Source organism: Bradyrhizobium sp. (assembly GCF_049691595.1).
Lineage (GTDB): Bacteria > Pseudomonadota > Alphaproteobacteria > Rhizobiales > Xanthobacteraceae > Bradyrhizobium.
The window spans coordinates 1-6741 of the sequence record NZ_JBAVNZ010000550.1 but is presented as its reverse complement, the minus strand read 5'-3'; the positions used below and the strand labels follow the sequence as shown (position 1 = coordinate 6741).

Annotated in this window: 5 protein-coding genes; all 5 read right to left on the bottom strand. The window is 59.0% G+C overall.

What is annotated here, in order from left to right:
* Window positions 1–893: 893 nt before the first annotated feature.
* Window positions 894–1985 (bottom strand): ABC transporter ATP-binding protein, encoded by a 1092-nt coding sequence (locus tag WCE35_RS22235; protein WP_424595471.1) that lies wholly within the window; start codon window positions 1983–1985, stop codon window positions 894–896.
* A gap of 73 nt (window positions 1986–2058) precedes the next feature.
* The gene (locus tag WCE35_RS22230) at window positions 2059–2910 is read right to left on the bottom strand and encodes a carbohydrate ABC transporter permease (RefSeq protein ID WP_424595470.1); all 852 of its coding nucleotides are present in this window, start codon (window positions 2908–2910) and stop codon (window positions 2059–2061) included.
* Between the two features lie 3 nt (window positions 2911–2913).
* The gene (locus WCE35_RS22225; RefSeq protein WP_424595469.1) at window positions 2914–3756 is read right to left on the bottom strand and encodes a carbohydrate ABC transporter permease; all 843 of its coding nucleotides are present in this window, start codon (window positions 3754–3756) and stop codon (window positions 2914–2916) included.
* A gap of 281 nt (window positions 3757–4037) precedes the next feature.
* The gene (locus tag WCE35_RS22220; RefSeq protein WP_424595468.1) at window positions 4038–5351 is read right to left on the bottom strand and encodes an ABC transporter substrate-binding protein; all 1314 of its coding nucleotides are present in this window, start codon (window positions 5349–5351) and stop codon (window positions 4038–4040) included.
* A gap of 949 nt (window positions 5352–6300) precedes the next feature.
* Window positions 6301–6741 (bottom strand): hypothetical protein (locus tag WCE35_RS22215; protein ID WP_424595467.1); only part of this gene is annotated, 441 nt, incomplete at its 5' end.

The following is a 6741-nucleotide window of genomic DNA, read 5'->3' as shown; positions in this document are numbered from 1 at the left end:
GCCCGTTGGTGCGCTGGAAAGAAGAAAAACCATTCCCCGCATTGGACGATCCAGCGTCAAGTCCACTTGCCTGCCGGGTGGGTTGTTGCCATCAGACTAGGTGAACACAACCAAGCTGTGATCGACTACTTGCTGCTGTCAACACGCGCCATAACTGGACGGTTAAAGAGGTTCTCGGAAACGGCTCGTGCCCGGCAGGGAATAGATCGCTTCGAAACAACTGATGCGCTGATTCGAACAATTCGCCGACGTGCAACCACGCGATGCCGTACCTCTGAAACCAAATCGGTGGGGCCGAGCAGAGGATCGGGATCGCTGCCGTCCAGAAAAAAGAACGGCGACGCGCGGCGTTGAGCCATCGTAGCATAATCGCTGGCTATCGAAGGAGCGATTGCGTCACGATCCCATCATGGGCTGCCTGGATCAGGCAAAAGAACAGAGTAATCGCAAGGAAAGCCCCGAAACCCGCGATCGAGTTTCTGACTTCCAGCTTCATCCGAGCCCTAAGGCTGAGAAGGTAGCGCATCGCGAAAATTGTCTGAATCTAATGCCCGCCTCAGTTGGCGGACTCGACAGTATCAGCTTGGTTTTGGTACGTCATTGAACCGCTTGCGTGGATGTTAGGACGAAATGGTGCCGGGTGATTTCAGGGGCCGGCGTCTTGGCAACGCTGCCCAGCGACTAAATTCCGCTTGGGCGGCGTTATGCGTTCTCGAAGCAGGAGGCTAAATGTCGTCCGAGGTAGTAGAAAGGCTCATCATGAACGCTATTCACTCCGCGTTTGTGAAATACCCCGAGGGCGATGGGGGACCCCACTTAGACTATGAGTGGATCCAAAAGTACGCTTTTTTGCACTTGACCAGTCGGAGGAAAGACTTCCGCTTGTGCTGGGGTTAGATTGCCGCCTCAGTCTTCGCGTCGAAAACGTGAAGCCTGGAAGGGCGCATGGCAACGCGCAGCTTGTCGCGCACCTTCACCCGCACAGTTGGCTCGACGCTCGCCACCATGACGCCCTCGCCGACCTTCATATCGAGCAGGATTTCCGAACCGAGTTGCTCGACCACCTCGATCACAGCATCGAAGCAGAGGTGGTCGGGATCGGCGGTGTCCGCCACGGTGAGGTCCTCCGGGCGCACGCCGAGCGTGACCTCGCGGCCGATATGGCCGCGCAGGCGCTGCGCGGTCTCGTCCGGCAGCTTGATGCTCAAGCCGGAGTTCTCGGCGATCAGCGATCCGTTCGCCTCGGTCACTGTAACGGCGGCGAAATTCATGGCCGGGGAGCCGATGAAGCCGGCGACGAACTTGTTGGCAGGCTGATTGTATAGCTCGAGCGGCTCCCCCACCTGCTGCACCACGCCGTCCCTCATGACGACAACCCGGTCACCCAGCGTCATGGCCTCGACCTGATCGTGGGTAACGTAAATGGCGGTGGTGCCGAGACGCAGATGCAGCTTCTTGAGCTCAACGCGCATCTGCACCCGCAGCTTGGCATCGAGGTTCGACAGCGGCTCGTCGAACAGGAACACGCGGGGGTGGCGCACGATGGCACGGCCTAGCGCCACACGTTGGCGCTGGCCGCCGGAGAGCTGGCGCGGCTTGCGCGTAAGCAATTCGCCGATGCCGAGGATGTCGGCCGCCTCCCGCACGCGCTTTTCAATCTCGGGCTTTTCGAATTTGCGCATCTTCAGGCCGAACGCCATGTTGTCCTGCACGCTCATGTGCGGGTAGAGCGCGTAATTCTGGAACACCATGGCGATGTCGCGGTCCATGGGCGCCAGTTCATTGACCACGTTGCCGTCGATTGAGATATCGCCGGAGCTGATTGCTTCAAGTCCGGCGATCATCCTGAGCGTCGTCGTCTTGCCGCAGCCGGACGGTCCGACGAACACCACGAACTCCTTGTCGCGGATCTGCAGATTGACGTCTTTGACAGCGTGCACGCTGTCGTAGAACTTGTTGATCCCCTTGAGGACGACCTGTCCCATTCGCTCCCACCTGTCTCCCAACGGCCTATGCGCATTCTGCGTGCGCGCTTTCAAATCTCGATGATCCGGGGTGTCAGCCCTTCACCGATCCGGTCAATCCTGCGACGTAGTGCTCGACGAAAAACGAATAGGCGATGGCAACCGGGATCGATCCTAGCAGGGCACCAGCCATCAGCGGTCCCCAGAAGAATACATCGCCGCGGATCAGCTCCGATGTGACCCCGACCGGCACGGTCTTCTGCTCAGGCGAAGACAGGAAGACAAGTGCATAGATGAACTCGTTCCACGAGAGCGTGAAAGCGAAGATGCCGGCCGACAGAATGCCCGGGATCGCCACCGGGATGACGATGTAGAGCATGGCCTGCCAGCGCGAGGCGCCGTCAATGCGCGCGCATTCCTCTAGCTCCTTGGGCACCGCCTTGAAGTAGCCCATCATGAGCCAGGTGCAGAACGGAATAAGAAAGGTCGGATAGGTCAGAATCAATGACCAGGGCGTGTCACCCAGCCGATAGTTTCGGATGATCTCGGCCAGCGGAATGAACAGCAGCGTCTGGGGCACCAGATAGGTGATGAAAATGCCCGTGCCTAGGCTACCGGCAAATGGAAAGCTCAGCCGCGACAGAGCATAGCCGGCGAACACGCCACACACGAGCGAGATAGCGGTTGACGCGAGCGCGATGAACGTCGTGTTCCACAGCCACGATGCAAACAGCGTCTCCTCGAACAGGTATCTGACGTGGTCCCAGGTCGGTTTCCAGGTCCAGAACGGATTGTAGTTGATCGAATTCCAGGGTCGGTAAAGTTCGCCATCGGGCCGCACCGAAGTGATCACCATCCAGTAGAACGGAAACAGCAGGAAAAGCAGGAACAGCGCCATCGGGACGTAGAAGAACACCCACTTTCGCCATCTTGCGCCCTCGATCATGGCTCAGCGGACCTCTACGCGGCGGATGTATAGAAGTTGGATGATGACGACCAGAAACAGGATCGGAAACATGGCAAGCGAGATGGCGGCGCCCTCGCTCAAAAGGCCGGTGCCGATGCCGATCTGATAGGCGTAGGTGGCGAACAGGTGCGTTGCGTTGGCTGGTCCGCCGCCTGTCATCACATAGACGATCTGGAAGTCGGCGAACGTCTGAATCACCGAGAACAGCACGACGACCATGGTCACGGGCAGCAGCAGCGGCCAGGTGATGTGCCAGAACCGCTGCCACGGCTTGGCGCCGTCGATGGCGGCGGCCTCGCTGAGTTCGGGACTGATAGTCTGCAGGCCGGCGAGCAGGCTGATGGCGAAGAACGGCACCCCGCGCCAGATGTTGACGATGATGATCGAGATCATGGCGAGGTCTGGATCGCCCAGCCAATTGATCCGACCGGTGATCAAGCCGAAATGGTAGAGGAGCCAATTGAGAACGCTAAATGTCGGGTCGAACATCCACTTCCAGGCGAAAGTCGAGAGCACGGTCGGGATGATGAAGGGCAGCAGGATGAAAGCACGGGTCAAAGCCTTGCCGCGGAAATTACGGTTGAGCAGCATGGCCAGCCACAACCCGAGCGCCAGTTTGAAGACGGTGGTCACGCCCGTATAGACGAAGGTGTTGTAGACGGAGGTGCGAAAGATTCCGTCATTGAATATCTTGTAGAAGTTGGCGAGACCGACGAACTCGCCGGGCACACCCACGCGCGAGTTGGTCACCGACAGCAGGATGCCGCGCACGAACGGATAGGCGATGAACATACCGAGCAGCGCCAGGGTCGGCACCAGCAGCATGAGTGCGAGCCAACGCTCGTCCTCGAGCAGCCGGAGCCTGGGCCGCGGCGCCTGTGGCATGTAGACTTGAGTCTCAGCGATCGCCATTTCGCTTCACCTCGATGCGCGCGCCAGCAGGTGCGTCATGCGAAACCTTGGATGTCCCGACACCACGCGGGCGACGGAGTGGACCAACCGCTGAGCGCGCCGCCTCCGGGCGCAGACGGCCCGACCGATCAAGCCCGATGCGCCCGGCGTGCGGCAGCCGTTTCGCAGCCGCACGGACCGGTGAGAGCGTCCTTTCAAGTATAGATCTTCTTGAGTTCGCCTTCCGCCCACTTCACGGCATCCTCCGCCGTGCCGCCCTGGACTGCTTTGGCGTACATGTCGGTGATGATGTATTTGGTGAGCACCTCGGCGGGCTTTTTGCCTGATGAGGGCAGAGGATAGCCGGGCGTCTGGCCGAGGAGGCCGGCGACCTTGAAGGGCGCCATGACCTTGTCCTCTTCCCACAATTTGTGCTTCTCCCACGCGTGGGTTGGCGGCGTCGCGAAGCCCTTCTGGGACACGAACCACGGCTCGTAGTTCGCCTTTGTGTGGATCCACTTCAGCAACTCCTTCGCACCGGCTTGATTCTTCGAGTAGTTCGGAATGACGTGAGAGAAGTAGGTGTGCATGGCGAATTGCCCGGCCGGGCCCTTGGGCAAGGGCGAGTGCTGGATGTCGGTTTTCAGCTGCGCGCCTTTCTCGGTGATGTACTTGTCGGGGTTGCGCAGTGACTCAATGTAGATCGAAGCGCCGTTGAGTGTGGCGCAGATCGTTTGCGACAAGAACGCGCGGTTGTTGTTGGTGTCGTCCCAGGCGAGGCCGCCCTCGTCATGGGCTTCTTTCCAGAAGGCCGTCATGAACTTGACCGAGTCGATGACCTCCTTCTTGTTGATGTTGACAGTCTTGCCGTCCTTCTCAATCTCGGAGCCGCCCCACGACCACAAATAGGGGTAGCTGAACGTCGGCGCGTCGCCGAATGTGTGGCCGAGCGTCTGACCGATCGGCCGGCCCATCGCTTTGAGCTTCTTGCCAACCTCGCGATACTTCTCCCAAGTGTCGGGGAAGGTCGGGGAGCCGACCTCGTCGAACCACGATTTTCGGTAGGCGATCATGGCGCCGACGATAGTCCATGGCAGGGCGATCCACTTCTGGTCGTCGGCCGAGTTCGATTTGCACAGATCATAGTAGCCATCTTCGGCCTTGCCCACACTGCTTGCGAGGTCGGACAGGTCGACGACGCTCTCCGAATAGATCTGCGGGTGGTTGTTGAAGAGCATGATGATGTCGGGACCTGCGCCCGACTGAATCGCCGAGGTGATACGCGGCTGCAGGTCGTTGCCATTCACGGTCTCGAGATTAATCTTGATTCCCAGCACTTTCTCGGCAGCGGGCAGCAGCTCCTTGCGCAGCAGCTGATCGGAAGCCGGCACGAAGTCGTTCCAACGCAGCCAGTGTACCGTCGTGCCCTGTGCAAAAGCGGGCGCGCGGCCAGTGGCCAGGATGCCGGCCATGCCGCCCACGAGCGCGGTACCGCTCTTGAGGACGTTACGTCGGGTTACTGTCGTCATGCATTCCTCCCTTGGTGATGCCCTTCGGCCGGTCTGACGCCGGCTTGGAGTCCCTTCAGTCTATCGCGCCTCCTTAGTTCAACACTTGCGCACGTTCTCGCATGCGCAACACGTTGTCTCGACGATCATTTGTTGGTGTTCCCACTCTTCCGGCGTCGGTGGCGATTTCGGCGTGAAACAGGTGAATTCTTCGCAGGGCAGGCACTGCAGCCAGCGCATGAACCATACCGCCATACCTCCCGCGCAGCAGTGGTGTTGCCGTCGCCGAGCGGGTTTTCCCCGTCTTATGGAGAGCTTGGTACCGGAAAGCTGGCGCGACGTCATTGTCGCCGGTCGCAGCAGGAAATCAAGTGCTAGCTTTGGCACGCCGGCCATTGTCTCACTTCGTGAACCGGTCGCCGTGCATCCGCCCATCGGCCGAGCAGGCACATTTCCGCGTCTCTTCGGTCGAGATCTCCGCAAGTCTGTCCTGAAGATTTTGCCCGTCGAAGCTGAAATGGCGTCAGAGTACCTCCAGGGCAAACGGCGTTCGCGCGCGTACGCCGTGCTTTGCAGCAGTTTGAAGCACGCTGCTGTTTTCATATCCCGGCATGTCTGAGGCGTCGTTGAGCTCACATATGTCGGGCAGCGCGGAGTACTTAGCCAAGAACAGGCGGGACGGCGAGCGGCGGCGATTCAGCGCATTTTGGTCGGGCAAGGCCTGAAGCGTGAGCGACTGAGAGTCGTTGGGGATTTGCGGCCTGATGCAGGGCAAGCAGGCTATCTACAGGTGCGATAATTGCCACCTAGACTCCGCTGTGGCTAGTTTCGGCGAACTTGAAAGTCCGGAACGTGTGGTCTTCGGTCTGCCCGCGACCAACTCTGACGAACTGCCTTGGATTGCCCATGCTCACCGGATGTGCTGCCGCAAACTCACGGTAGCTTCGTCCCCTAATCGGCAGCAGACGCACTAGGATGGGGACGAAAACAGCTCGGCTAGATCCTGCTTGGCGATGTAGTTCAAGATGAGCGCTGCGTAGCTAAATACGATTAATCCAAAAAACGGATAGCCCAGATATCCCAGGATCGGCATCTCGAAGACCTTCCAAAAGCCGACATACGGGATCGTGTAGATCCATTTCGGAAGCGAGTAGAAATTCCAGCACTCCCACCAAAATCCGGTTATGAGCGTACCGATACCGAGAGACAGCGGGAGCGCTAGATTTCCTTGCTCAATTTGGCGAATGAGTGACGCGCGTACTCCCAAGGCATAGGCAAGCGGCTCGAGAAACAGGATTGGGACAATCCAGACCAGCGGGAACGTTTCAGAAGGAAATAGGTTGAGCAGCCAAAACAAGATGAATGTGGACACGAAAGCAATGAGCAATGTTGTACCCGGTATGGCTATTCG

Coding starts and splice junctions, on each gene's coding strand:
- WCE35_RS22235 (WP_424595471.1), bottom strand. CDS start 1,985: ATGGGACAGGTCGTCCTCAAGGGGATCAACAAGTTCTACGACAGCGTG.
- WCE35_RS22230 (WP_424595470.1), bottom strand. CDS start 2,910: ATGATCGAGGGCGCAAGATGGCGAAAGTGGGTGTTCTTCTACGTCCCG.
- WCE35_RS22225 (WP_424595469.1), bottom strand. CDS start 3,756: ATGCTGCTGGTGCCGACCCTGGCGCTGCTCGGTATGTTCATCGCCTAT.
- WCE35_RS22220 (WP_424595468.1), bottom strand. CDS start 5,351: ATGACGACAGTAACCCGACGTAACGTCCTCAAGAGCGGTACCGCGCTC.